General features: G+C 44.3%; 19 protein-coding genes and 3 tRNA genes. 13 read left to right on the top strand and 9 right to left on the bottom strand.

The window, feature by feature from the left end:
• On the top strand, positions 1 to 2,730 hold a 2,730-nt coding region (locus tag SLS51_RS16550), incomplete at its 5' end, for a proprotein convertase P-domain-containing protein (RefSeq protein ID WP_323839759.1).
• Positions 2,731 to 2,960: 230 nt separating this feature from the next.
• On the opposite strand, the gene argA is transcribed toward SLS51_RS16550, so the two are convergent.
• Complete coding sequence (argA, locus tag SLS51_RS16545; protein WP_323839758.1) at positions 2,961 to 4,307, bottom strand: amino-acid N-acetyltransferase; 1,347 nt, start codon at positions 4,305 to 4,307, stop codon at positions 2,961 to 2,963.
• 244 nt (positions 4,308 to 4,551) lie between these two features.
• On the opposite strand from argA, the gene amiC reads away from it, so the two are divergent.
• Positions 4,552 to 5,796 carry an N-acetylmuramoyl-L-alanine amidase AmiC gene (amiC, locus tag SLS51_RS16540; RefSeq protein WP_323839757.1) on the top strand — a complete coding sequence of 415 codons (1,245 nt, stop codon included), beginning with the start codon at positions 4,552 to 4,554 and terminating at the stop codon, positions 5,794 to 5,796.
• A gap of 240 nt (positions 5,797 to 6,036) precedes the next feature.
• Here the strand turns inward: amiC and SLS51_RS16535 are convergent.
• The 3 genes from SLS51_RS16535 to SLS51_RS16525 all read right to left on the bottom strand — a co-directional run bounded on the left by SLS51_RS16535 (position 6,037) and on the right by SLS51_RS16525 (position 6,385).
• Positions 6,037 to 6,113 (bottom strand) — tRNA-Met (locus SLS51_RS16535).
• Between the two features lie 29 nt (positions 6,114 to 6,142).
• Positions 6,143 to 6,219 (bottom strand) — tRNA-Met (locus SLS51_RS16530).
• An 89-nt stretch (positions 6,220 to 6,308) separates the two neighbouring features.
• A tRNA-Met gene (locus tag SLS51_RS16525) sits at positions 6,309 to 6,385 on the bottom strand.
• A gap of 224 nt (positions 6,386 to 6,609) precedes the next feature.
• Here SLS51_RS16525 and mltA point away from each other — a divergent pair.
• Entirely contained in the window at positions 6,610 to 7,707 is a 1,098-nt protein-coding gene (gene mltA, locus SLS51_RS16520) for a murein transglycosylase A (protein WP_323839756.1), read from the top strand.
• Positions 7,708 to 7,755: 48 nt separating this feature from the next.
• Positions 7,756 to 8,568 carry a tRNA cyclic N6-threonylcarbamoyladenosine(37) synthase TcdA gene (tcdA, locus tag SLS51_RS16515; RefSeq protein ID WP_323839755.1) on the top strand — a complete coding sequence of 271 codons (813 nt, stop codon included), beginning with the start codon at positions 7,756 to 7,758 and terminating at the stop codon, positions 8,566 to 8,568.
• Between the two features lie 2 nt (positions 8,569 to 8,570).
• Here the strand turns inward: tcdA and csdE are convergent, their stop codons facing one another.
• Complete coding sequence (gene csdE, locus SLS51_RS16510; protein ID WP_323839754.1) at positions 8,571 to 9,026, bottom strand: cysteine desulfurase sulfur acceptor subunit CsdE; 456 nt, start codon at positions 9,024 to 9,026, stop codon at positions 8,571 to 8,573.
• Between the two features lie 20 nt (positions 9,027 to 9,046).
• The gene (gene csdA, locus SLS51_RS16505; RefSeq protein ID WP_323839753.1) at positions 9,047 to 10,285 is read right to left on the bottom strand and encodes a cysteine desulfurase CsdA; all 1,239 of its coding nucleotides are present in this window, start codon (positions 10,283 to 10,285) and stop codon (positions 9,047 to 9,049) included.
• 579 nt (positions 10,286 to 10,864) lie between these two features.
• Between csdA and SLS51_RS16500 the strand changes: the two genes are divergently transcribed.
• The 8 genes from SLS51_RS16500 to SLS51_RS16465 all read left to right on the top strand — a co-directional run bounded on the left by SLS51_RS16500 (position 10,865) and on the right by SLS51_RS16465 (position 20,968).
• Positions 10,865 to 11,785: a transcriptional regulator GcvA gene (locus SLS51_RS16500; protein ID WP_323839752.1), complete on the top strand. Its 921-nt coding sequence runs from the start codon at positions 10,865 to 10,867 to the stop codon at positions 11,783 to 11,785.
• 60 nt (positions 11,786 to 11,845) lie between these two features.
• Positions 11,846 to 12,241, top strand: a complete 396-nt coding sequence (locus SLS51_RS16495) for a DUF423 domain-containing protein (protein WP_011145029.1) — start codon at positions 11,846 to 11,848, stop codon at positions 12,239 to 12,241.
• On the top strand, positions 12,234 to 13,334 hold the full coding sequence (gene rlmM / locus SLS51_RS16490; RefSeq protein WP_323839751.1) for a 23S rRNA (cytidine(2498)-2'-O)-methyltransferase RlmM: 1,101 nt from the start codon (positions 12,234 to 12,236) through the stop codon (positions 13,332 to 13,334). The genes SLS51_RS16495 and rlmM overlap by 8 nt, the downstream gene beginning before the upstream one ends.
• Positions 13,335 to 14,492: 1,158 nt before the next feature.
• Positions 14,493 to 15,947 (top strand): serralysin, encoded by a 1,455-nt coding sequence (gene prtA, locus SLS51_RS16485; RefSeq protein WP_323839750.1) that lies wholly within the window; start codon positions 14,493 to 14,495, stop codon positions 15,945 to 15,947.
• A 53-nt stretch (positions 15,948 to 16,000) separates the two neighbouring features.
• Entirely contained in the window at positions 16,001 to 16,405 is a 405-nt protein-coding gene (locus SLS51_RS16480) for a protease inhibitor Inh/omp19 family protein (protein WP_323839749.1), read from the top strand.
• Positions 16,406 to 16,466: 61 nt separating this feature from the next.
• Positions 16,467 to 18,197 (top strand): type I secretion system permease/ATPase, encoded by a 1,731-nt coding sequence (locus tag SLS51_RS16475; RefSeq protein ID WP_323839748.1) that lies wholly within the window; start codon positions 16,467 to 16,469, stop codon positions 18,195 to 18,197.
• Between the two features lie 66 nt (positions 18,198 to 18,263).
• Positions 18,264 to 19,592 (top strand): HlyD family type I secretion periplasmic adaptor subunit, encoded by a 1,329-nt coding sequence (locus tag SLS51_RS16470; protein ID WP_323839747.1) that lies wholly within the window; start codon positions 18,264 to 18,266, stop codon positions 19,590 to 19,592.
• A complete protein-coding gene (locus SLS51_RS16465; RefSeq protein WP_323839746.1) occupies positions 19,592 to 20,968 on the top strand; it encodes a TolC family outer membrane protein in 1,377 nt (458 codons plus the stop codon). The genes SLS51_RS16470 and SLS51_RS16465 overlap by 1 nt, the downstream gene beginning before the upstream one ends.
• On the opposite strand, the gene xni is transcribed toward SLS51_RS16465, so the two are convergent.
• From xni to queF, 3 genes are all read right to left on the bottom strand, one after another.
• The gene (gene xni, locus SLS51_RS16460; protein ID WP_323839745.1) at positions 20,965 to 21,723 is read right to left on the bottom strand and encodes a flap endonuclease Xni; all 759 of its coding nucleotides are present in this window, start codon (positions 21,721 to 21,723) and stop codon (positions 20,965 to 20,967) included. The two genes, SLS51_RS16465 and xni, sit on opposite strands and share 4 nt — an antisense overlap.
• 63 nt (positions 21,724 to 21,786) lie before the next feature.
• Positions 21,787 to 23,154, bottom strand: a complete 1,368-nt coding sequence (gene ppnN / locus SLS51_RS16455; protein ID WP_323839744.1) for a nucleotide 5'-monophosphate nucleosidase PpnN — start codon at positions 23,152 to 23,154, stop codon at positions 21,787 to 21,789.
• A gap of 122 nt (positions 23,155 to 23,276) precedes the next feature.
• Positions 23,277 to 24,125, bottom strand: a complete 849-nt coding sequence (gene queF, locus SLS51_RS16450) for an NADPH-dependent 7-cyano-7-deazaguanine reductase QueF (protein ID WP_323839743.1) — start codon at positions 24,123 to 24,125, stop codon at positions 23,277 to 23,279.
• 145 nt (positions 24,126 to 24,270) lie between these two features.
• On the opposite strand from queF, the gene syd reads away from it, so the two are divergent.
• Entirely contained in the window at positions 24,271 to 24,825 is a 555-nt protein-coding gene (gene syd, locus SLS51_RS16445; protein ID WP_323839742.1) for a SecY-interacting protein, read from the top strand.
• Positions 24,826 to 25,040: the final 215 nt, after the last annotated feature.

Raw genomic sequence — 25,040 nt, 5'->3', positions numbered from 1 at the left:
GTGTCTACCAGCTATATGCTGAAAACCGAACGTGGCTCAACTTTCGGCAATGACTACACCAGCATGCAAGGCACCAGCTTTGCCGCGCCGATAATCTCCGGTGTTGTTGCGCTGATGCTTGAGGCCAACCCGAACTTAGGCTATCGGGATGTGCAGCAGATCCTTGCTCTATCCGCTCGCAAGATCAATGACCCCTCTACCGCATGGAACGATAACAGTAGCCATAGCTGGAATGGCGGCGGTATGCACACCAGCAACGATTACGGTTTCGGTCAAATCGATGCGCGAGCCGCTGTTCGCCTGGCTGAATCTTGGATGACTCAAAGCACCGCTGCCAACGAGTTCGTCTATAGCGCATCCAGCGGCCCTCTGGGAAAAACCCTGGCAGCAGGTGAAACGCTGACGTCATCCATCGCCATGAATGCCGGTCTGAATGTCGAACATGTCGAGATCGATTTTGACGCTCAGGCAGGCCGTCTTGGCGATCTGACGCTCAAACTGATCGCTCCTGATGGCACTCAGAGCATCTTGCTCAATCGTCAGGGTAAGGTTCCAGACGGCTTGCCGGGCGCGAGTGCGACTGATCTGGGTAGTAGCCAGTCGGGGACGTTCAAATACAGCTTTATGTCGACCCATGATTTGGGTGAACGCTCGGCTGGCAACTGGACCCTACAGGTGACCGACGCGCATTCCGGCCTGCCGGTCACATTAAATGCCTGGTCGCTACGTTTGTACGGCAGCAAGAGCACCCCGGATGACACTTACTTTTACACCGACGAATATATCCAATCGGTGGTCGGGCAGGCCAACCGCGCGGTGCTGGATGATGCGGTCAATGGCGTGGCGGGAGGGCGTAATACCCTCAATGCGGCGGCTGTTTCGCGGGATACCTCAGTCAACTTGCTGACGGGTGTTGCCAGCATTGGCGGCACAGCGTTGACGATAACGAATCCGTCGGGCATTCAGAACATCGTCACCGGTGATGGCAACGATACGCTGGTTGCGGGTAATGCCGATGCATTGCTTGATGGCGGGCGTGGAAACAACACACTGGCAGGTGGTGCGGGTAAGGACTTCTTTGTGGTCCACCACCGTGAGGCAGGCAGCGATATCATTAGCAACTTCGAGGCGGCTCGTGGCGAAATCGTCGATCTGGTCGGATTTCGTGGAAAAACGTTTGCCGATCTGTTGCTGACGCAGCAGGGGGCGGATGTTAAGGTCGATCTGGGTAAGGGGCAGAGCCTTGTCCTGAAAAATCAGCCACTCGCCGGGATCGGTGCGGCGAACTTCAAGTTCCAGGACACCTTTATCGCCCCGGTGGCTTACACGAATAGCGACGCCGCAACGCTCCAGCCACAAGAAGGCTTGGGAACCGTAATCCTTAAGGGCGGCGGCAAGGGCGTCATGCTCACCAGCGATGCTCAGGGTCAGATGAAATTTAGCTTGAATGGAACGATCTATAGCCATGACAGTGCAGCGTCAGACGTTTTTGTGGTGGCAGCCCAACCGGGTGTCAAGGACTACAAGAATGCATTACGTGGGTTCCGTCACGGCATTGATAAAATTGATTTGCGTCAAACCGGCGTCACTGATTTCAGTCAACTCACAATTGCTAAGAGTCATCGTGGCACGATCAACGGCCTGTCACAAATTCATGGCGTTGAGGTGGTCTTTAATGGGGCCGGCGGTACTGATTCAAACGTGAAGTTGCTGTATCTCGATACCCTGGATATTTCGCAGGTCGATGCGGCCGACTTCCTTTTTGCGGAGCCTATGCCGGATTTGGTCCCAACGGTCAAGCCAGTGGTGACGCAATTTCTTGATAAACCGACGGTGACTTTCCCGGACGCATTAACGCCGATCACTATTCCTAAGCGGGAACCGATCAGTATCCCTCCTTTTGAACTACACCCAACGCCCAGCGTGCCGAAAATTAAGCCAGCAGTGGAACCGACATCGGTGACCACTGACCCTAATTCCATCACGGTCGAAGAGACCTTTGGCAAGGTTACCTTGGGGGACGAGAGCAAGACTGTCAATGTGAAAGCCGTGGGCGTCAAAATGGTTGCGGGTAACGGTGACAATACAGTCAATGTGGCAGAATCGATGTCAAATATTACGCTGGGTAATGGTAACAACGTTATTGCTGGCAATGTCGACAAACTCACAGTCGGACATGGCAACAATAGTATCACTGACACAGGAAGGGGGGCGACAATGAAGGTAGGGGACGGTAATAACCATATAGTGACTAGTGGTACCATGTCGCGAGTGGAAGCTGGGAATGGTGATAACCATATCGTGACCCGCGGTACTATGTCGAAAGTAAAAGTCGGGGAGGGTAATAACCATATTGTGACCAGTGGTACTATGTCGACGGTAGAAGTCGGGCATGGGGATAACGATTTGGAATTTAGCGGTAAGATGGGGAACTTGGTGTTCGGAAAGGACATCAGCCCTGAGCGTCTGTGGTTCCAGCATGAAGGGCAGGATCTGCAAATATCGGTCATTGGCAGCAAGCAGGAGGTCACACTGCATAATTGGTATGCCAGTCCCGCCGAACGCCCCGGCAGCATCATGGCGGGTGACGGTCATCAGTTGACGGACCGTAATGTCGAAAATCTTGTCCAGGCGATGGCTGCATTCGCGCCGCCAGCGCCTGCGACCACAATGCTCGGCGATGTCGAGCAACAGCGGCTGCAACCTGTGCTGGCAGCCAACTGGCACTGATCGGTAATAAGGCCCGCGTGGTTATCGCGGGCCTTATAAATAGGTGAATTGCGCCGTTTAAATGTAAGCGCCCCATATGGGGACTTCTGCCTTTCGACAGGCAAAATGTCTAACTGTTGGGGCGCGTTTCACAATTTAATATGAATGGAAAATACAAAATAACCATTTATTTAATCGCCAAGTATGTCAGTCAGTGTGGAATTAAAAACAGATTAACGGTGTTGCGCTTATTATGTGAATCCAGGCTGTGGTTCCAAATTCAGCATAAGAATTTTAGAACGGCGCTGATAGTTATATAACACTTGTTTCTGAATCGGTAGCATTGAGAGTTCTGCGGGCTCAAAACCTCGCTCTTGGAACCAATGAATGCTGCGGGTAGTCAGAACAAACAGTTTTTCCAGTCCGAGCTGTTTGGCGTGTTCCGCAATGCGATTCAGTAATACTTCACCTCTTAAAGAGCTGCGGTATTTAGGATTCACCGCTAAACAAGCCATTTCGCCAATTTTCTCTTCAGGATAAGGGTAGAGCGCGGCACAGGCGATAGTCAGGTTATCGCGTTCGATAATGATGAATTTATCAATTTCTCTCTCAAGTTGTTCTCTTGAACGGCGAACCAGAATACCCTGTTGTTCCAGTGGGCGAATAAGTTCGAGAATACCACCAATATCATTGATATTAGCTCGGCGTATTTGTTCTGCACTTTCCATCACTATTTGAGTGCCAATACCATCTCGGGAGAATAATTCTTGAAGTAGAGCACCATCCGCCTGATAACTTAATAAATGGCTGCGACGAACGCCACGACGGCAAGCTTTTATTGCACTCCGCAAAAAACAGACTGTGCCTGAATAGTAGTCACCTTTAACTTCGAGCTCTTTAATCAGTTCCGGTGCTTGATTAAGAAAAACTTCCGATAGAATTTTTCCGTCTTTGTCTTGTACACCTTGAGTAGAACAGAATCCAATCAGTTTTTCAGCCTGTAGTTTGATAGCTAATTGAGTAGCAACATCTTCAAATGCCAGATTAAAGCTCTCTCCGGTGACAGAAACCGCGACAGGGCCAATTAGCACGATTGCGCCATTGTCTAATTGACGATTTATGGCATGCTCATCGATACGGCGAATTTTTCCGCTGTGGCAATAATCCACACCATCATCAACGCCAAGAGGTTGAGCAATAATGAAGTTACCACTGACAACATTAATGTTGGCACCTTGTAACGGGGTATTATTCAAATTCATAGAAAGGCGTGCAGTGATATCCAGTTGCAGCAAGCCAGCAGATTGTTTGACTAATTCTAATGTTTTATTATCGGTAACACGGGTGTGTTTGTGGTAAACCGGTTCGTAATGATGGTCTGCAAGGTTTTGCTCAATTTGAGGTCTGGCGCCATAAACGACAATCAGGCGGATACCCAAACTATGAAGTAACCCTATGTCATTGATGATATTAGAAAAATTTTCATGAGCAATAGCCTCTCCACCAAGCATAATCACAAAGGTTTTACCACGGTGTGCATTGATGTACGGAACAGAATGACGAAATCCTTCAACTAACTCGGTGCTGCGTTCTTTCATAACAGACTCTCGATTGAATTTTTATTCGTAATTTATGCTTTTTTATTCCTTTTGAGAGAAAATGGCAAGAGGCAATTCAGATAAAAACATTTTCATATACCTGTAGACGTTAATAATTTGCAAAATATAAAATGCTTTTCATTGACGACAGCATAATGCTGATTGGTTAGCGTTTTTCACTTGATAGTTTCATTTGGTGAATATCACCCTGAATGTTTGTATTTTATGAATGGAATATTAGTAGATGAGTCATTCAGATCATAATCTGTCGCGGCGTCGTTTGTTGCAGGGAGCCGCAGCGATGTGGTTGCTTAGCGTTAGCCAAGTGGGTTACGCAGCGTCAGCAAAAATTATCGCAGTACGTATTTGGCCAGCATCCAGTTATACCCGAGTGACGCTTGAATCCAATATTCCACTCAAATATCGCCAGTTTGTGTTAAAAAATCCAAATAGAATTGTGGTTGATCTTGAAGGTGTACAACTGAATCATACTCTAAGCGGGATGGGAGAGCAGATTCAATCCCGTGATCCTTATCTTAAACTGGTGAGGGTAGGACAGTTTGATCCTCAAACTGTTCGTTTGGTGTTTGAAGTTAAGCAATCGGTCAGCCCACATATGTTTACTTTGAAACCAGTGGCGAAATTTAAACATCGTTTGGTATTGGATATTTATCCGGCAGAGAGGGTTAATACGGATGATGATCCATTGCTTGCCCTGCTTGAAGAGTACAATAAAGGTCATTTGGCGGAAGATCTGCCAGTGGAAAAACCAAAGTCAGGCAAAGCAGGTAAAGACAGGCCAATCGTTATCATGCTCGATCCTGGACATGGTGGTGAAGATCCTGGTGCTATTGGCAAATATAAGACCCGCGAAAAAGATATTGTTTTGCAAATTGCTCGTCGATTGAAAACGCTTATTCAGCGTGAACCGGGTATGAAAGTTTACATGACCCGTAATGAAGATGTGTTTATCCCGCTAAAAGTCCGGGTGGCAAAAGCGCGTAAGATGCGAGCTGATCTCTTCGTTTCTATTCATGCTGATGCCGTGACTAACCGAGTTGCCCGTGGTTCTTCGGTTTTTGCACTCTCGACTAAAGGTGCAACCAGTAATACCGCACGTTTTCTAGCCCAGACGCAAAACGAAGCTGACCAAATTGGCGGAGTGAGTAAAAGCGGTGATAAGTATCTGGATCATACGATGTTTGATTTGTTACAAACTGCGACAATCAATGACAGCCTTAAATTTGGTGGTGAAGTGCTTAAGCGTATGGGTAAAGTGAATAAATTGCATAAAAATCGGGTGGATCAAGCTGGATTTGCGGTACTGAAAGCACCAGATATCCCCTCGATTCTGGTAGAGACTGCGTTTATTAGCAATTTGGAAGAGGAGCGGAAACTGAAAACCGCCCGTTTCCAGCAGCAAGTCGCAGAGTCAATTTTTGCGGGTATCAAAGCTTATTTCAAGAATGGTGGTAAGTTGGCGATTTGAACCTACTGCGACCAGTTAATTTTGCTGATAAAAGGGACGCAGCCTTCTTTCAGGTTGCCTTCGGCTGATAAGGTGCGATAGAGCGGGTTCAGATTCAACTCGCTTCTTTGGTCACGCTAATATTTATATGCTCGGGCTATAGCGGAGTCTGCTTGCATTTATTATCGCCGCAGAGATGTGATGGTGATAAATCGTCTGGAAATTGTTTTGGGAGTTTGTACGCTGAAATGCATAAAGAATTGGTTGCGGGGGCCGGATTTGAACCGACGACCTTCGGGTTATGAGCCCGACGAGCTACCAAGCTGCTCCACCCCGCGTCCGTTTTGATATTTTGATTAGCGAAAATTGGTTGCGGGAGCCGGATTTGAACCGACGACCTTCGGGTTATGAGCCCGACGAGCTACCAAGCTGCTCCATCCCGCGTCCGTTTAGAACCTGTTTTGTGCTTTCCTGCATCTCTAACGTTTACAGGAATCGGTTCCATTCGCAAATATCAAACTATTTTATCGTGTTGGTTGCGGGGGCCGGATTTGAACCGACGACCTTCGGGTTATGAGCCCGACGAGCTACCAGGCTGCTCCACCCCGCGTCCGATAGCGGGCACTATACTCAGGATAAGATCTGTTGCAAGTTTTTTTATTAATTATTGTTTGTTTCGTTACGTTTTTGATTAGTTACTCTGCGCATCGATGTTTTTCTATTCGTTTGTGTCGTTGTTTTGTTAAGTTATTTTTTTTATGGTAAGTTTCATCGTTTCTATTGGTTTAGTATTTTGTTCGCCGCAGAGTGATGTTGGTAAGAGAGAAAACAACAATGAAATACTGGGGTAAGTGTCTGTTATGTGGAACCGTGATTTCACTGTTGGTTGGATGTCATTCTCGCCCAACAGCACAGGGCCAACAATATAGAGATGGTCATATTGCTCAGGATTTACGGCTGGTTAATCAACCTAATGCGCAGGGTAAGCCAGTTAATGCAAAGGATTTTTCAGAGCAGGTTACGCTGATTAGCCAGTCTGCTCCTCGTCTGTATAATCGTAATAGCTTAACTTTTGACGCTGTTCAAAACTGGATGCTAGCGGGTGGTGAAACCAGTAAGTTGAATCTGTTTAATTTACGCGCTTACCAGATGGAAGGTGTGGATAATTACGGTAACGTCCAATTTACCGGCTATTATACGCCAGTGTTACAAGCTCGTCGCGTTAAACAAGGGGAGTTTAAATATCCTCTGTACCGGATGCCGCCTAAGAGTAAATACCGTTTACCAAGCCGAGCTGAAATAGACAATGGCGCTCTTAGCCCCAGTCTGATTATTGGTTATAGTCGTTCACTGATTGATAATTATATTATGGAGGTACAAGGGAGTGGTTATGTCGATTTTGGTGATGGTGAGCCACTGACTCTTTTGGGTTATGCCGGTAAGAATGGGCATATTTACCGGAGCATTGGTAAGTTGTTGATTGAGCGCGGAGAAATTGCGCAGGAAGATATCTCTATACTGGCGATTCGTAAATGGACGGAATCTCACAGTGAGGCAGAGGTCCGTGAGCTGTTGGAGCAGAACCCATCATTTGTTTTCTTTAAACCTGAAAGCTATGCACCGGTACGGGGTGCGAGTAGTGTTCCTTTAATTGCAAAAGCTTCTGTGGCTGCTGATAAAATGCTTATTCCACCAGGAACAACCCTGTTAGCAGAGATCCCTCTGTTGGATAGAGAGGGTAAATTTACCGGTCAGTACCAGATGCGGCTGATGGTTGCATTGGATGTTGGTGGAGCGATAAAGGGACATCATTTCGATATCTATCATGGTATTGGTGGAGAGGCGGGTATAGCGGCAGGTTTCTATAACCACTACGGTCGGGTTTGGGTGTTAAAAAAAGCGCCGCCTACCATGTTGATGGTAAGTCAGTGATTGCTCTTCATAAATTTTATAACAGGTTTTCAGGATTGATATTCAGTAATGCAAACTTCTCTTTCTGATGCATATATGCAGCGCTTTGCCGGGACGGCCCGTTTATATGGACAAAAAGCGCTTTCTTTGTTTTGCCATTCTCATGTTTGTGTTGTGGGTATCGGTGGTGTTGGCTCTTGGGCGGCTGAGGCTCTGGCTCGTACAGGAATCGGTGCGATCACTTTGATTGATATGGATGATGTTTGTATCACCAATACCAACCGCCAATTACATGCTTTAAAACAGCATATTGGGCAACCAAAGACTGAGGTGATTGCCGAGCGTATTCTGGCAATTAATCCAGAGTGCAAAGTGACTTGTGTTGATGATTTTCTCACACCCGATAATGTTGAAGAGATGATGGCGGTTGGATTTAGTTATGTGATTGATGCTATCGATAGTGTCAGGCCGAAAGCTGCACTGTTGGCTTATTGCCGCCGTCATAAAATTCCGCTGGTGACAACCGGTGGAGCCGGAGGGCAACTTGATCCTACACAGATTCAGGTTGTTGATTTGGCAAAAACGGTTCAGGACCCGTTAGCGGCTAAACTGCGCGAAAGGCTGAAATCTGATTATCGTGTTGTGAAGAATGGCAAAGGTAAATTGGGCATTGATTGTGTGTTTTCAACCGAGCAATTAGTTTATCCGCAGAGTGATGGTTCTGTTTGTGCCGCGAAAAGTACCGCAGAGGGAACTAAGCGTATGGATTGCGCTTCTGGTTTTGGTGCCGCAACGATGGTCACGGCGACATTTGGATTTGTTGCGGTTTCCCATGCCTTGAAAAAAATGGTGGCTAAAGCGCAACGTCAGGGTGATCTCTAACCTTACATATAGTGTCTTGCGGCGTTTTGCACGGTATTAATCAGCGATTTGACGCCGTTCAACCGTGAGCCACTTATCTGCTGTTCCAGCCCTAGTTGGTGGAACAGTGCCAATAGGTTAGTTGCTAAAACTTGTTCCGGTGTTTTGCCTTCTACGGCCGTTAAGATTACTGCCAGCAGGCCTTTTACAATGCGGCCTTCGCTGTCACCATAAAAATGTAAATAGCCATCTGGCAGTAATTGATGCCCTAACCAAACCCGGTTTTCACAGCCGGACATTTCAGTGTCTTGCTGTTTCAAGTTCTCTGGTAATGCGGGCAGTTTCTTTGCCAGTAAGATTAACTGGCGATAACGATCTTCCCATTGGCGGCATTGGTCAAAGGTTGTAATGAGCTGTTGTTGGCTGATTTCCCGGCCAAATGGGTGTGGTGCAATCCGGTTTTCAGCGGCTTGAGTCATAATGTCATTCATCCTGTAATTCACTCATCCTGTAATAGAGAAAGGCCAAATTTCACTGCCTGAATTAAAGCATCGGCATCTTGTTGGTTGTTGTAAGGCATAAAGGAGGCGCGCAAACAGCCGCTGATACCTAACGCTTCGATCAAGGGTTGAGCGCAATGCTGACCGGAACGTAAAGCAATATTTTGTTCTGCCAGAATGGCGGCCAAATCACTGTGATGAATGTCGGTAAAATTAAACGCTAATAAGCTGGAACCGGCAATGCGATAGCTGATAAATCCGGGTAAAGCGGAGAGTTGTTCTTCGGTATAATCAGCCAGTGTGACTGCATGGGCCTCGGCTTTGGCAATATCAATATCTTTTAACCATGCCAGCGTGGCAGAAAAACCAATAATACCTGCAACATTCGGTGTGCCCGCTTCAAACCGGAAAGGTACTGCTTCGGGTATAAAATCGCTGAATGACGTGTGGGAGAGCATTTTTCCGCCACCTTGCCAGGGAGACATGGCATTAAGTAATTCACTTTTGCCGTAAAGTACACCAACGCCGTTCGCGCTGTAGAGTTTGTGAGCGGAGAATGCGTAGAAATCGATATCTGATTGTTGAACATCAATGGGATTATGAACAACGCCTTGTGCGCCGTCTACAACGACCAGACAGCCATGTTGGTGTGCTATTGCAGTTATTGCAGCAAGATCAACTGCTCCGCCAGTCACATTGGACATTTGACTGATGGCTATCAGTCGACTGTGTTTGTTTAGCAGTTCAGGCAGGATGTTGATATCAGGCAGCTTGCTATTGCCTAGAGGCCATTTAATAACTCTGGCACCGATTTGTTCTGCCAACATTAACCACGGTATCAGGTTGGAATGATGTTCCTGCTCACTCACTATAATTTCATCACCAGGCTGGAGATGAGGGCGGAAATAACTTTGAACCACTAGATTGAGGGATTCTGTTGTTCCTTTTGTCCAGATAATATTTTCAGCTTGTGGAGCGTTGATGAATTCAGCAACTTGTTGCCGGGCTTGTTCATAGCGGGAGGTGATTTCCAGTGCTGCTTGGTGTTGGCTACGATGTACGGTAGCGCTACTGTTTTGATAATAATCTTGAGTTGCCTTTATCATGGCTTGTGGTTTGAGAGCAGTGGCTGCACTATCCAGAAATACCGTCTGTTGTTGTGATGGAAATTGCTGTGATGGTAATTGTTGTAGCGCTGGAAATTGCTGGCGGAACTGTTCCGGTTCGAACTTTTTCATAGATGTATTAATTTTTTGTTATGGTTATGTATTTGTTGTTTTGGTGGTGATGGTGTTTAACCATTTGTTTCTAGCTGAAAATGGATATACCTGTCATCTTTCAAGTTGCCTCTTTGTTGGCTGCACTCTCTCACCCCGGTCACATCGTTATCTATGCTCCCGGGGATTCGCTCCCTTGCCGCCGCGATGCATCTTGAAATCCATAGGGTATATAGGTTATTACATTGAATAATATTGCCATGTTCCGGCCTTTATGCCAAAAAAAAGCACCGCAACTGCGGTGCATTAAAAAATCACTATGGACAGACAGGGTAAATGTACAGGAAGTGAAAAAAAAACAGTAGCTTGAGCTACAGGGTCTGGTTTCCCAGACAACTTGCAAACACAACATCACAACCATAAAGCCAAAAGTTTCATAGCGTTAAGCTGATTCACTTTTCGTTCCGGCTTAGGAAGTGGCGCCACTATAGGGATTTACTGGTGTATCCTCAATGGACAATTTATAATGATTCGGATTACAAAAACTAATAACTAAATATAAAGAGTTACCGGTATCTCCAACATTACATAAGGGCTCACATGTCCAAACGTTTACCTCCACTTAATGCGTTGCGGGTTTTTGATGCCGCAGCGCGCCATTTAAGTTTTACTAAGGCGGCTGAAGAGTTATTTGTGACGCAGGCCGCAGTTAGCCACCAGATGAAAAGTCTGGAAGATTTTCTTGGATTGAAGTTGTTTCGTCGTCGCAACCGATCACTATTGTTGACTGAAGAAGGTCAAAGCTACTATCTGGACATTAAAGAGATATTCACGGCGATAAATGAAGCAACACGTAAACTTCAAGCCAGAAGTGCCAAAGGTGCTTTGACGGTTAGCCTTTCACCTAGCTTTGCTATCCAGTGGTTGGTTCCAAGGCTATCCAGCTTTAATGTAGCTTATCCCGGCATTGATGTCAGGATACAGGCGGTAGACAGAGAAGAAGATAAGCTTGCTGATGATGTTGATGTTGCCATATTTTATGGTCGTGGAAATTGGCCGGGGTTACGCACTGATCGTCTTTACGCAGAATATTTGCTTCCTGTTTGTTCTCCTTCGTTACTGACCGGAGAAAATCCTTTGAAGACCCCCGCGGATTTGGCGCGTCATACGTTGTTACACGATTCTTCTCGTCGTGACTGGCAAGCGTATGTGCGCCAGCTTGATATGCAGCAGCAGATAAATGTTCAGCAAGGACCGATATTTAGCCATAGTGCAATGGTGATCCAGGCCGCTGTTCATGGGCAAGGTATTGCACTGGCAAATAATGTCATGGCTCGGACTGAAATTGATGCGGGGCGCTTAGTTTGCCCATTTAATGATGTGTTAGTGAGTAAGAATGCATTTTACCTTGTTTGTCATGACAATCAGGCTGAATTAGGGAAAATTGCCGCATTCAGACAATGGGTTTTGGCACAGGCAGCCAGTGAGCAGGAGAAATTGGGCTTTATTACCAATGAGTAAGAGCGGAATAAGGCATTCGAGCTGTAAGAGCTCTCAGATAGAAGAAAAAGGAAGATAACAGTGAATAGTCGTTTAATGCTTATCTTTGCTGGCTTAAGTGGGTTTTTCTATGTGGCGTTTGGTGCTGTAGGGTCACATTTATTATCTCCGATGATGGAGAAATATCAGATAAGTTGGATTGATCTCGGTCTGCAATATCAGGGTATTCACACTCTGGCAATGATGGCGATGTCTGCCATGCTAATGCGTAAAGTTGTGCTCTGGTTTTACTGGAGTGGCGTTTTTTTTGCAGTAGGTATTTTGTTGTTTAGTGGCAGTCTCTATTGTATGGCCTTATTGCAGGTTAAATTTTTCGCTTATATTACGCCAGTTGGAGGATTTAGCTTTCTTATCGGCTGGTTTTTAGTATTAATTGGCGCTTTGCGTCTAAGGAAATCGGCGCTTCGCCATGAATAAAATTGCTTTATATTGCCGCCCTGGTTTTGAAAAAGAGTGTGCAGCAGAAATCACCGATAAGGCGGGTCAAAAAGAGATTTACGGTTTTGCCCGGGTGAAAGACAACAGTGGTTATGTCCTGTTTGAGTGTTATCAATATGAAGACGCCGATCGGCTGATTCGTGAGATCCCATTTCGGGAGCTGATTTTTGCCCGCCAGATGTTGGTCGTGGGTGAATTATTGCGAAATTTACCTCCTGAAGATCGGATAAGCCCGATTGTAGGTATGCTGCATGGCGTCATTGAACGTGCAGGTGAGTTACGGGTTGAGGTGCCTGATACTAATGAAAGTAAAGCGTTATTAAAATTCTGTCGAAAATTTACTGTTCCGCTGCGTAATGCTATGCGTCAGGAAAAGATTTTGCTGATTCGGGAAAACGTTAACCGCCCGGTGATACACGTTTTCTTTATCGCTCCGGGTTGCTGTTATGTGGGTTATTCTTACAGTAACAATAATTCGCCATTTTATATGGGTATTCCGCGGTTGAAATTTCCTTCGGATGCACCAAGTCGTTCAACATTAAAACTGGAAGAAGCCTTTCATGTTTTTATTCCAGGTGACGAATGGGAGGAGCGGTTGGCTAGCGGTTTGTATGCGGTTGATTTAGGTGCATGCCCTGGTGGTTGGACTTACCAACTGGTGAAACGTAGTATGATGGTGCATGCGGTAGATAATGGCACGATGTCGAAAAATTTGATGGATACGGGGCAAGTTAAACATCACAAAGTTGATGGTTTTAAGTTTGAGCCTTCGACAAAGAACATTTATTGGCTGGTATGCGACATGGTGGAAAAACCAGCAAAAGTGACGCAGTTAATAGCAGATTGGTTAGTTAATGGTTGGTGCCGGGAAGCTATTTTTAATCTCAAGTTACCCATGAAAAAGCGTTATGAAGAAGTTGCTCATAATTTGCAGAAAATGAACTTGCAATTAAAAGAGGGGGGTATAAATGCACAAATTCAGGCAAAACACCTTTATCATGACAGGGAAGAAATAACGGTTCATGTTCGTCGTATTTGGTCTGCTTATGCAGCTAGCCGGAATGATTACTGATTCACGGCTGTTCGTCATCATTCTGGAATAACGCATAAAATAAGATTTCTTAAATCGCCTCAGCTATACCCTGGGGCGTTTTTTTTCAGTAGTGAATGACATTATTGCATTTTATCTCTTATTACCGTGCGGAGTAAAATGAGTGTATTAGCATGATTTAATTTATTTTCTCAGCTAAGAAAGTATTACATAATACTATATATGGGGTGATTATGATTTAATGTAACAATGAATATTGTATGATTTATGTCGTAAAATTGTTGATTTTTTTACTTCACTTAAGGTAAATAGAAAAATAAATATATTATTATAATCGTTTAATTAAACGTGAAATAATTAAATAAATTAAGATTATAAAATGAAAAATAATGAAATAGATTGTTTTTTTAATTGGTTCAATTAATGTTTTAAATATGGCGTTTAATTATGTCATTAAATGTGAATAATATTTATTTAATATAAATTTAAATTTTTGCTTTATATTTAATATATTTATGAATTAATCAGCTATGTTGATGTTATTATTTTATATTCAAAAACTACAAATATAAATTGATTATATTGTGACAGCGCGTTTTAGAATAAAGGAAATATTAACTACTCTGTGATATATGTTTTTTATTGATTTAATCAAGTTGTTATTAATTTTTTTAATAATATATATACCCTATGGATTTCAAGATTCATCAAGACGGCAAGGGAGTGAATCCCCGGAAGCATAGCTAACTATGTGACTGGGGTGAGCGAGTGCAGCCAACAAAGAGGTAACTTGAAAAATTCATATAACGGCTTGGGATAATCTCCGATTAAAATTATTAAAAATAATGTTATAAATTTTTTAAAGTTTACTTCATGGATAGTTAAATAAATAGATAATTAATTCGTAATAAAATACCGATAAGAAATTAGCGGTATTTTTTTTCGCCTTAAATAGTTATGTTATATAAAACAATCGCTTATTTGTTTTATGTTATTTTTATCACGTTTATATTAAAAAAATATGTTAATTGCTTTTTACATAATTAACTTTAGTGTTACGTTTATGTGAAAGGGATTTTAGTTGTTAATTTGTATGACCAGGGGCGGTCTGTTGTTTTCAGGTTTTATTGACTTGTATTTAATTAAATAAAAAGAGTTTTATATCTAAGTCCTGATTTTATGGAGAAATATATGTCTTTAAAGAAGAAAATTTCACACTCGGAAGACGTTAGCGGTTCAGAAAAGGCAAATGAGTTGCTGAAATGGTTACAGGCTTATATACCCGGTAAAGATTCTAATATTGTCGTTGAGCATGAGCCCAGTAAAGATGCTGCTAAAGAATTAATCCGGGGTGATTATCGTTGGGGGCATCAGGACGACGATAAATCTAAAGCTTTCCAATTAAAGTATACTTTCCTGGAAAGTAAGCCGGATAATATGCCGTGGCATATTTCTGAATTTTCAGCATTTAATGAAAAGCAAAAAGCTGCTGCAAAACTGTCAATACAATCTTGGGCTGATGTTGCTAATATTAATTTCGTTGAAACCACTGATGTCAAAGAGGCAAATGTCACCTTTGGATTCTTTGATGTTAGCTTGACGGGGAGTTATGCGTTTGCTTATCTGCCAACCCCTGAGAAGACCCAGATAGGAACTTGGTATAACGCGAAAAGCCGTACTTTCTTAAACAACGATATTGACGTGAATGGTTATGGCCGTCAGACGTTTACTCATGAGATTGGCCACACTCTAGGGTTGCAACATCCGGCTGATTATAATGCGTCTGACAAGGTAAGCCCGACTTATAAGAACAGTGCGACTTATTTTGAAGATAGCCGTGCTTATACCGTCATGAGTTATTTTGGTGAGAAAAATACCGGTCAGGACTTTAAAGGTATTTATTCTTCTGCACCATTACTCAACGATATTTCTGCCATTCAGGCGGTATATGGCGCGAATAATACCATCCGTGCTGATGACACAGTATATGGTTTTAACTCCAACACAGATCGTGACTTCTACACCGCAAAAGATGAGAACAGCAAACTGTTGTTCACCGCTTGGGATACCGGGGGTAATGATACGTTTGATTTCTCTGGTTTTACTCAGGATCAACGTATCAATCTAAATGAAGCGTCTTTCTCTGATGTCGGTGGGCTGAAAGGCAACGTTTCTATTGCTCGTGGTGTCACGATTGAAAATGCGATTGGTGGCAGTGGTAATGACGTTTTAATCGGGAATGATGCCGCCAATACTCTGAAGGGTGGAGCGGGTGATGACATCATTTACGGTGGCTTGGGAGCCGATAATCTTTGGGGTGGGGAAGGCAAAGATACCTTTGTCTACCTGAGCGCCAAGGAATCACCGCCTCTTGAGCGTGATTGGATCCATGACTTTGTTTCCGGTGAAGACAAGATTGATGTGTCACTGTTTGATTTGGGTGAAGCCGGGAAGGGTGGCGTTAAATTTGTAAGGGAATTCACGGGTGAAGTCGGAGAAGCGGTGCTTCGTTATAACACGGTTGATAAGGTGAATGATTTCGCGATTAACTTGGGTGGCAAATTTTCCTACGATGATTTTTGGGTGAAGATTGTTGGAGAACCCATATTAGAGTCTGATTTCATCCTTTCGTAACACAACAACACAACCGCATCTGACTTAGATGCGGTTATTTGTTTGGAGGCGGCGTGGTTTTTGCGGCTTGGTATCTGAAATTTGCATGCTTTGTTGCTCTGACATTCAGCATTATTGGAGGAAGTATGGCGAGTAGTCTTGATCTCCCACACGCGAGTGAATTGAAAGGCGTGTGGCAATTGTCGGATAAACATCAACAATGCGATGTGTTATTGACTGACCATCCCTTACCAGAGGGATCAATTTGGTCACTTAATGGTGATAACGATTGTTTAGCGTATATGTTTGGCGAAGTGCCTGCCGGTTGGCGGCCAACGCCAGATGGGCTCACAATTACTGATGAACAGGGGAGTGGTTTGGCTTTCTTTGCTCATGAGCCAGATGGTTGGTTTGCCCGCTTTGCCGATGGTCGGGAATTAATGATGAAGCCCAATAAGACTAATAAGAAAAATGAATAAGAAAGGAAAAAATTAACATCAGATAGTTATATTTTTAAAAAAATAAAAATAAGGAAATAGTGTGAAATTACTGCTCCCGAAGGATGAAATTACTGATGTCATTCGTGCTCGTAGCCGGGTATTTTGGGCTATCGGGTTGTTCACTGCTTTTATTAACCTGCTGATGTTAGTTCCGTCTGTTTATATGTTGCAGGTTTATGACAGAGTATTGCCGTCGGGCAATGAAATCACTTTGCTGATGTTGACTCTGATTACCCTTGGCATGTTTGCCATGATGGGAATGCTGGAATATATCCGTAGCATGATTGTTATCCGTATTGGCAGCCAGCTTGATATGAAGCTGAATAACCGGGTTTATACTGCATCTTATGAATCGAATCTGAAAAATGGCACGACTGATGCCGGTCAGATGCTCAATGACTTGGCCAATATCCGCCAGTTTTTGACGGGTAACGCCTTGTTTGCCTTCTTTGATGCCCCTTGGTTTCCAATCTATTTGCTGGTTATTTTTCTTTTTAACCCCTGGCTTGGTCTGTTGTCACTGGGCGGTGCACTGGTATTGATTGCCTTGGCTGTGTTGAATCAGTGGTTATCAAGTCAGCCGTTATCCGAAGCCAGTAAGCTCTCTCTACGTTCAGCAAGTCTTGCCAGCACTAATTTACGTAATGCCGAAGTCATAGAAGCGTTAGGTATGTTGCCAGTGCTACGTCGGAGATGGTTTGGATTACATGAGCGTTTTCTCGATTTCCAGCGCATTGCGAGTGAGCGGGCTTCAGTGATTAATTCAGTCACTAAAACAGTGCGTTTGGCCTTGCAGTCACTGATCCTGGGGTTAGGGGGCTGGTTAGCGATTGATGGGCATATTACGCCGGGCATGATGATTGCGGCTTCAATTTTGATGGGACGTGCACTTTCACCGATTGAACAACTGATTCAAGCCTGGAAAGGCTGGAGTGGTGCTCGTTTGTCATGGCAACGGTTAACTAACTTGTTGGAACAACAACCGGAACGCAAACCGGGCATGTCATTGCCTGCGCCAAAAGGAAATTTAGCCGTGGATAAAGTTTCCGCCGCGCCGCCGGGAAGAAACAATAAGGTTGTTTTACAGGATATTAGCTTTTCGTTGGATGCCGGTGATGTGATGGGATTAATTGGTCCCAGTGCGTCTGGGAAATCGACGCTTGCCCGGTTACTGGTCGGAATATGGCCGACACAGGAAGGCGTTGTTCGTCTGGATAATGCCGATATTTATCAGTGGAATAAAGATGAACTGGGCTCCTCAATCGGTTATTTACCGCAAGATATTGAGTTGTTTGGTGGCACTATCGCTGAAAATATTGCTCGTTTTAATGAAGTTGAACCCGAAAAAGTGGTGCGGGCGGCAAAGAAAGCGGGCGTTCATGAGCTGATATTAGCATTTGATAAGGGCTATGACACCGTGATTGGTGCTGGCGGAGTGGGATTATCGGGTGGGCAGAAGCAGCGAATTGGCCTTGCTCGTGCGCTATATGACGAGCCGTCATTGGTCGTGTTGGATGAGCCTAATTCCAGCCTGGATGAGGCGGGGGAAAGAGCATTGAATGAGGCGATTTCTCAGTTAAAGGCACAAGGAAAGACAGTGATTGTGATTACTCACCGCACCTCATTGCTATCACAGACAAACAAAATATTGTTACTGGTTCAAGGGAAAATGAAGATGTTCGGTTCATCTCAACAGGTGATGGCCGCTTTATCACAAAGGAATAATAGTCAGGAACATTCCGCGACCAAGGCAGTCGCACAGGCATCATAGATAAATGTGCATTTAATTATAATAATATCAAATAGCTGAGACGGAGATTTCTGTCCGGGAGTGGATATGTCTGATCAGATTACGCCGGTAAGAGATGAAAAAGGATTGCTGCCTTTGGAAGAAAGGCATTTTTTACGACTAGGATGGTTAGTGATTGGTGTGGGGATTCTGGGATTTCTCATTTGGGCCGCGTTAGCACCGTTGGATAAAGGGGTGGCATCTTCAGGTGTGGTGGTGGTGGATGGTAATCGTAAAACAGTTCAGGCCCCGGCAAGCGGTATTATCAGCCAGATTAAGGTTGTTGAAGGCGAAACAGTAAAAGCGGGTCAGACACTCGTCCAGCTCAGTCAGGTGCAGGCAAAGGCACAGGTCGATGCACTTCAAGATCAACTGTATACCACGCTGGCAACGGAAGCCCGTTTATTAGCCGAGCAGCATGGTGATGAAGCGTTAATTTTCCCCGACCTATTACAGCAATTACACTCTGAACCGCGGGTGAATGAGATTATTGAACTGCAAAAGCAACTGTTTGTATCACGCCGTGACGTGCTGAGAAGCGACTTGGCAGGGCTTGAGCAGTCTGTCGAAGGAATAGATTTCCAAATTAAAGGGCTGAAATCTTCTTTTCTCAATAAACGCATGCAGCAGGCGGCGCTTAAAGAGCAAATAACTAATCTGAAATCTTTAGCGGATGAGGGCTATTTTCCGCGTAATCGTTATCTGGAACTTCTGCGTGAACAGGCTGAGCTCAACAGCAGCATAGCGGAAATGGAAGGACGAGCCGGTCAGCTTGAAAAACAATTACAGGAAACACAGCAGCGTATTATTCAGCGCAAAGCAGACTATCAGCGGGAAGTGCGCACACAATTGGCAGAGGTGCAGGTCTCTGCCAGTGAATATAGAAATAAGCTGGATACAGCACAGTTTGAACTGACTCATACCTCAATTGTTGCGCCGGTTGACGGCACTGTTGTGGGATTAAATATTTTTACCCAAGGTGGGGTTGTTGCTCCCGGCGAAAAACTGATGGAAATTCTGCCGGACCAGATGGCATTTGAAGTAGAAACTCGTGTTGCGGTTAATTTGGCGGATAAGATTAGTAAAGGGTTGAATGTGGATCTGATGTTCACCGCTTTTAACCAGAATCGGACGCCAAAAGTTGAAGGAAAAGTTGCCGTGATTTCCGCAGATAGGTTGGTCGATCCCGCGACTAGTCAACCTTATTATCAGATGAGAGTGGTTGTCTCTCCTGAGGGAATGGAAAAACTGAAAGGGTTGGATATCAGGCCAGGGATGCCGGTTGAGGTCTTTGTCAAAACGGGTTCCCGCTCTCTGTTAAGTTATCTGTTTAAGCCATTGTTGGATCGGGCTTCAACATCGTTGATAGAGGAGTAATGATGAAACTGAATAATGCTTCTTTATCAATGGGTTTGCTGATTTTTTTCTGTGTCAGTTTGTTCTCTTTTCCTGCATGGGCATTGAGTTTGACTGAAGCCTATGCGCTGGCGTTAGAAAATGATCCCACTTTTCTTGCCGCCGTGAAAGAGCGGGAAGGCGGTGAAGAGTATGAAAAGCTCGGCAGGGCAGAATTGTTACCTAAAGTAATCATGTCTTATCAGAATTCACCGCGGAATTGGCAACATATGGAGTCTGTTGGGTATGACCTCTGGGGCAGGAAGACAACTAGCAGCCGGGATCGCCAATATAGCAGTTATAACGCGGCTGTTGTGTTGACTCAGCCGTTGATCGATTTTGAAATATGGGCGCGTTATAAAGCCAGCCAGGCTCACACTTTGATGAGCAATGAGCGTTTTCGGGCAGATTTTCAGCAACTGGCTGTTCGGGTCGTGAATGCTTACGTAGATGTGGCTTATGCTCAGGATCAGATTGATTTAGTCATACGGCAGAAAATGGCTTATGAAAAACAACTGGAACTGAATAAGAAATTGTTTACTTCTGGTGAAGGGACGCGCACTGATGTGGTAGAAACACAATCGCGTTACAGTCAGGCGATTGCCGATGAGATAGCGGCCAAAGATGATTTGGATGCAGCAATCCGAAATTTACAGCTCATTGTGGGGGTTTCTCTCCCGGTTGATTTACCGGTGCAACGGTTATCAAATAAAAAACGATTCCAGATATTGAAGTTGTTACCTGAACGTTATGAGGCGTGGGAAGAGTTGGCATTAGCCAACAATCCGCTTCTGGCCGCTTCGCGTCAGGAAGTGAAAGCCGCGTACCATGAAGTGCAACGTAACCGGGCGGGCTATTTACCCAGGCTAGAGTTGTACGCTTCCCACTCTGAAAACGAATCCAGCAGCGATAATACCATCGATCAAAAGTATCGAACCGATACCATTGGTTTGCGGATGAGCATGAATATCTATAATGGTGGTGCTACGTCTGCCGCTGTACGTCAGGCGGCGGCCCACTATGGCAGGACTAAATATGATCTTGATGCTCAGGCGGGAGAAATCCTTAATGCATTACGCCGCAATTATAATCAGTACTTAAATAGTGAAAAACGAATTAGTGCTTATGAAATGGCGGTTGAATCAGCTAGCTTACAGGTAGACGCAACCAGTAAAAGCGTTGCGCTTGGGCAGCGGGTTAATGTGGATGTCTTGAATGCTGAACAGCAGTTATATACTGCCCGACGTGATCTCTCACAAGCAAAATATAATTATATTAAGGCTTGGATCGGCCTGCTGAGTGAGGCCGGAGAATTAAAAGGCGAACATCTGGATAAGATAGCGAAGTATTTTCGTTAGGTTGCTATTGTCAGCCGGAGTTGTTGCAAATTACCCTTTAAAGCCAGATCGGTACGTAATGACGCAACATCCCGGCTGATAAACGCCATTTCTTGATTTGACTCTAGTTTATTGCGCCATTTATCGGGTTGTTGGTCGAGGTTCTGAAAGAGGTTATCTAGTGTGCTGGCCTGTTGCAATAAAATGGCGGCGGTTTTAGGCCCAATCCCCTGAACTCCTGGGATTTTACTGCTACTGATCCCTGCCAGACCCCAATAATCAGGCAATTGCTTTGGTAAAACCCCAAATTCTTGTTGAACAAAGGGCATATCCAACCAGCGTTTCTGGAAGTAGTCGCGGATACGGATATTGGGTGAAAGTAACTGGCAATACCCTTTATCAGTAGAAACAATCGTCACGTTGTGACCAACAGAAGCTACCTTCACGGCTAGTGTTGCTGCCAGATCATCAGCTTCATGCCCTTTGGCATGCCAGCAGGTAACCCCTTGTTGCTCAAATGAGGCTCTAATTTGCGGCATTTCTTGTTGCAGATTGTCAGGCATGGGCGAACGGCCAGCTTTGTAGTCAGGTAATATCTGATGACGCCAACTGTGACTGCGATTCTCTTCATCGAATACTGCGACGGCATGTGTGGGATGAGAATGTTGGATAAGTTGCCTTAGCGCATGTTCACAAGCAGGAATGCATGGGCTGCCCTGTACAGCATGAATGCGTCGGATAAGGTTAAGAGCATCAACAATAAGCAGGTGTATCATATGGGATCACTTTAAATAACATAATGCTCCATCCGTGGAGCGTGGATATTTTTTCAGATAATTTTATTTGATGATTTCGTAGCAAGGTTCGTAGGCAGTACCTCCCGGTAGTTTCATTCGGTGCTGTTCCACAAAGTCTTTCAGTAGCTTATCCATATGGCGCATTATTTTAATATCCCCGTGGATTTTGAATGGACCTTGTTGTTCAATCGCTTGAATACCCACCTCTTTTACATTGCCTGCAACAATTCCGGAAAAAGCCCGGCGCAGTGACGCTGCCAGTTTTTCAGGTGGTTGATCAGGATAGAGATTAAGATTAGCCATGTTTTCATGGGATGGTTCAAACGGTTGTTGCAAATCATAATTGATCTTCATTGACCAATTAAAACTGTATGCATCACCGGTACTGTGGCGGCTATCTCTCACTAATGGCATCGCTTCTTTCATTATTCTGGCAACTTCAGGCGCATTATCAATGATGATGTGATAGTAGCGTCGCATATCTTCGCCCAATGTATGAACAATAAATTCGTCCAGAACTTGAAAATAGGCCTCACTCTGCTTCGGTCCGGTAAGAATCAATGGCAGTATTTGCTCCTGATTTTCTGGATTCATTAGAATACCTAGCAAATAAAGCAATTCTTCTGCTGTACCGACACCTCCTGGGAAAATAACGATACCATGAGCAATACGAACAAAAGCTTCCAGACGTTTTTCGATGTCTGGCATGATAATCAGCTCGTTCACTAATGGATTTGGGGGTTCAGCCGCAATGATTGATGGCTCGGTAATACCAATAAAACGGCTATTTTTATAATTCTGTTGGGCATGGCCGACAGCCGCACCTTTCATTGGTGCTTCCATTGCTCCGGGGCCACAGCCGGTACAGATATTCAGTCCACGTAACCCAAGCTGATTACCGACTTTACGGCCATACTGATACTCTTGCTTACTGATTGAGTGGCCTCCCCAACAGACGATCATGTTGAGATCTTCATCGGTATGCAGCGCTCTGGCGTGGCGCAGAATAGAGAATATTCTGTTGGTGATATGTGCGCTATTCTCTGAATCGGAATAACCCTGTTGTTCTGGATCGGTAATCTGTGTATGAACAAACAAGATATCCCGTAGCACTGCGAACAGGTTAGCTTGTAGTGAATGAATAATTTTTCCATCAACGAATGCATCTTCTGGTGGCTCCACCAGTTCCAGTTTTACCCCGCGCTCACGGCGCAATACGTTAATCTCAAAATCGGTGTATTTAGAGAGCAGCTCTTTGCTATTGTCGGTTTGGCTACCTGAATTGAGTACGGCCAGTGAGCAATTACGGAACAGGCGATACAGATCACTTTTTGCGGTACTCTTTAGCATATCTACTTCAAGTTGAGATAATAAATCCATCGAGCCGAGTGGGTTGATATGTGTGATCAAGAATGACTCCTTGTATACCGTGTATGGATTACATATCAATATCACTAAACTGAATGTATTACATGTCCTATTTCAGCTTATTTTTCACAAATTGCGCTTAGGAAAGCAGATTTAAAATGGATTTATTGACGTGCCAATCTGCCTGCTGCTGGAACAAAGCCTTCACTATTTGTACGCCACGGATTGATATCTAGCCCCCCACGACGGGTATAACGAGCGTAGACTGAGAGCTTTTCGGGTGCACATAATTGTTGTAAATCGTTGAAGATACGCTCGACACATTGCTCGTGAAACTCATTGTGATGCCGGAATGATATCAAGTAACGTAACAATGCTTCCCGATTGATTTTTGACCCTTTGTAGTGAATCTGGACAGATCCCCAGTCAGGTTGATGGGTGATCAGACAATTAGATTTCAGCAGATGGCTAACCAAAACTTCTTCTACCTGCGGGCCTTGCGCTGCATTTTGCAGATAATGACGATTGAAATCATATTCAGTCACTTCAATGTCCTGATCATCAATACATTCCCCTGTAAAAGCGGAGATTGGCTGATTATTGAAATGATCTAAGTGATGAAGTGCCACTTCCACCTCACCTTCAGCACAAGCAGCCAGATCGCGCTGTAGTGTTTCTTCGACGGTTTGCCAGTTTTCAAAGCGAGTTTGGTTAAAGCTGTTCAGATAGAGCTTAAAACTTTTAGATTCAATCAGGTTTTTGCTTGCTGCATTTAAACTCACATGCCCGACAGCAACTTGTGGTAAACCACGGCTATTTAGCCATGACAGCTCATACAGTGTCCAGATATCAGCGCCATGAAACGGCAAATTATCAGGGAAAATTTCCAGCGGTTCACGGTTCATATTGCGGGGTACAGCTTGCAATAAGCTGGCATCATATTGGTCACGATATAAAGTGGTTTTACCCAGAGTAAGCTGCTCAAGAGCTTGGTGATCCCGATATAACGACATGTTATTCCTCAAAATCTGATAGTAGTGATTGCTTAAGTTTAGCAAGTTAGCGCGTTTGTCTGAATTTTATTTATGCGCTCAATTCATTATATTTGGTTTACCATGACATGATAATCACCCCTAACAGTTACCGGTTGAAAATAATATGATTTCTAATGTTACAGAAGCGTTGTCTAATTTTACCCGTTGTTATGTTGATTTGTGGCAAAAGGAAACCGGGGCCCCTCCTGCCAGCCGTGAACTTTATGGTGTGCCATCACCTTGTATTACCCAGACTGGTGACAACGAGGTTTATTGGCTTCCTCAGCCTTTTCCTTTGGAGGATAAGCTGGATAGCGTCGAAGTTGCACTGGATATACAATTGCAGCCGGCAATTCATGATTTTTATACATCACAATTGGCTGGTGATATGACGGTAGCGTTTGAAGGTCAACGGTTTAGTTTAATTCAGGTTTGGAGTGAGGATGATTTTATCCGTTTACAGGAAAACCTGATAGGACATTTAGTGACGCAGAAACGGCTGAAACTGTCGCCAACGGCGTTTATTGCGACGATAGAATCAGATGATATGGGTATCATTTCTCTGTGTAATTTGACCGGTGAAGTGATCTTGGAACAGTTTGGCAGTCATAAACGAGAGCGCTTATTTACCGACTTAATTGGGTTTCTTGGCGCGATTGAACCTGTCTTGATGCGTTAGGCCCCGATTTTTAACGCTGCCTTTGTGAGATATCTCTTACACTTCATGTAAGAGATATCATTGTTTACTTTTGTGAGTTTCACATTAGTTTATTATTTTCATTTTATTTCAATAGGCTATAAATAATCACAGATTTTATTCTCTGTTCTGACTTACTGGTTCCATTATGTGTAGCTTGTTTCATCGAATGAATTAATTCATTCTGTCCTCAGCAG

The organism is Photorhabdus africana, assembly GCF_035181445.1.
Classification (GTDB): Bacteria; Pseudomonadota; Gammaproteobacteria; order Enterobacterales; family Enterobacteriaceae; genus Photorhabdus; species Photorhabdus laumondii.
Note: the sequence above shows the minus strand (reverse complement) of the source record. Positions and strands in the feature narration are given on the sequence as shown.

What these genes read in the sequence shown, in the direction of transcription:
- argA (WP_323839758.1), bottom strand. Translation starts at nt 4,307, where the DNA reads ATGAAAGAACGCAGCACCGAGTTAGTTGAAGGATTTCGTCATTCTGTT.
- amiC (WP_323839757.1), top strand. Translation starts at nt 4,552, where the DNA reads ATGAGTCATTCAGATCATAATCTGTCGCGGCGTCGTTTGTTGCAGGGA.
- mltA (WP_323839756.1), top strand. Translation starts at nt 6,610, where the DNA reads ATGAAATACTGGGGTAAGTGTCTGTTATGTGGAACCGTGATTTCACTG.
- tcdA (WP_323839755.1), top strand. Translation starts at nt 7,756, where the DNA reads ATGCAAACTTCTCTTTCTGATGCATATATGCAGCGCTTTGCCGGGACG.
- csdE (WP_323839754.1), bottom strand. Translation starts at nt 9,026, where the DNA reads ATGACTCAAGCCGCTGAAAACCGGATTGCACCACACCCATTTGGCCGG.
- csdA (WP_323839753.1), bottom strand. Translation starts at nt 10,285, where the DNA reads ATGAAAAAGTTCGAACCGGAACAGTTCCGCCAGCAATTTCCAGCGCTA.
- SLS51_RS16500 (WP_323839752.1), top strand. Translation starts at nt 10,865, where the DNA reads ATGTCCAAACGTTTACCTCCACTTAATGCGTTGCGGGTTTTTGATGCC.
- rlmM (WP_323839751.1), top strand. Translation starts at nt 12,234, where the DNA reads ATGAATAAAATTGCTTTATATTGCCGCCCTGGTTTTGAAAAAGAGTGT.
- prtA (WP_323839750.1), top strand. Translation starts at nt 14,493, where the DNA reads ATGGAGAAATATATGTCTTTAAAGAAGAAAATTTCACACTCGGAAGAC.
- SLS51_RS16470 (WP_323839747.1), top strand. Translation starts at nt 18,264, where the DNA reads ATGTCTGATCAGATTACGCCGGTAAGAGATGAAAAAGGATTGCTGCCT.
- SLS51_RS16465 (WP_323839746.1), top strand. Translation starts at nt 19,592, where the DNA reads ATGATGAAACTGAATAATGCTTCTTTATCAATGGGTTTGCTGATTTTT.
- xni (WP_323839745.1), bottom strand. Translation starts at nt 21,723, where the DNA reads ATGATACACCTGCTTATTGTTGATGCTCTTAACCTTATCCGACGCATT.
- queF (WP_323839743.1), bottom strand. Translation starts at nt 24,125, where the DNA reads ATGTCGTTATATCGGGATCACCAAGCTCTTGAGCAGCTTACTCTGGGT.
- syd (WP_323839742.1), top strand. Translation starts at nt 24,271, where the DNA reads ATGATTTCTAATGTTACAGAAGCGTTGTCTAATTTTACCCGTTGTTAT.